The sequence below is a fragment of the Candidatus Burkholderia verschuerenii genome, assembly GCF_001189365.1.
Classification (GTDB): Bacteria; Pseudomonadota; Gammaproteobacteria; order Burkholderiales; family Burkholderiaceae; genus Caballeronia; species Caballeronia verschuerenii.
This window is the reverse complement of the sequence record NZ_LFJJ01000403.1, coordinates 1-1,179: the sequence shown is the minus strand read 5'-3', so window position 1 is coordinate 1,179 and position 1,179 is coordinate 1. Positions and strand designations below refer to the sequence as shown.

The following is a 1,179-nucleotide window of genomic DNA, read 5'->3' as shown; positions in this document are numbered from 1 at the left end:
CTGACGGGAGTTCGCCAGGACAGCCAGCTATCCATTTATATTGACGGTGAATTAATCTCTTCCAGTGTTAGGAAGAGTCCGCCGGTTAACGTCAATAATTCGATTGGATTGTTTATTGGTGCAACGGCCAAAAGACAAGAACCAAATAATCAGTTCAGTGGCGATTTAGGTGAGGTCCGCATATGGAATATTGCATTGCAAGCAGAACAAATCAAAACTTGGATGAATAAACCCCTCACCGGAAAGGAGCTAGGCCTAGTTTCTTATTACACCTTTGATGGTCAGAAGACTACCGATAAATCGCAGAACCAAATTCACGCCAGTGTCGTCGGCAAAGTCTCTTTTTCAGCGCCGGGCGTGTTTCCAGACGGTGGAAACTCTTATATCGATATTGTAGAACAAGCGGTGCAGGAGTATTTTCGTCAGCTAAGCGGCCCATCCTATATTCGAATTCTTGACACCCCCCATGTCTGGGGGATGGAGTTTGGCCGCGGCATCATGAAACAGGCCTGGATCAGGCAGATTGAATTTGCGCGTGCAATCAATGAAATTATCCAGAAAACCCGCTACAGGTGTGATATCTCATCTTTAAACAGTCCCGATCCCGACTGGCAACGCGTGATCTTTGGGGCGATGGATACTTGCCTGACCCAGAGAATAGGAAGGACACAGCCTCCCCAGTTTCGCTTCCTTTTTGGACAAACCCCCATCAATCCTGTCTTCGAGCCTGCGAACTATACAGAATTAAAGGCCGGGCTGATACGGTTAATCCAGGAGCGCTCAAAGGAGTGGGAGGTGATGCCGGAAATCTGGCTGGGCAGATTTTACCGGTTTGGTGCCGGGATCATATCGGCCATCCAGGCCCAAGTCTTTGGTAGCGCCGTAATCGGCGTCGACGATACCAAAATGACTTGGAACCACACCAAAGTGGTCAGTATGGCCGGAACATCAGCCCTGGTTGGGGGCCACAACCTCAACATGGATCTCTTCAGGAGCTATCCGCCGGTGCATGATGTCTCGGTGGTCGTCCACGGGAAACCCGCATACGGCTCTCAGCTTTTCCTGAACAATATGTGGAAGTGCGGTAACGATTTACTTTCCAAGGAGACGCTGAGCGTCAGCAAGTTAACGTGGGAAAGCAAAGACAAAGATCCTTCCGTTCCTCACGACCCCAGTATC

1 protein-coding gene is annotated in these 1,179 nt (G+C 49.7%); it reads left to right on the top strand.

The features are described 5' to 3' along the window. The coding region (locus tag BVER_RS32140; RefSeq protein ID WP_198155504.1) for a LamG-like jellyroll fold domain-containing protein at nt 1-1,179 on the top strand (1,179 nt) is incomplete at both ends.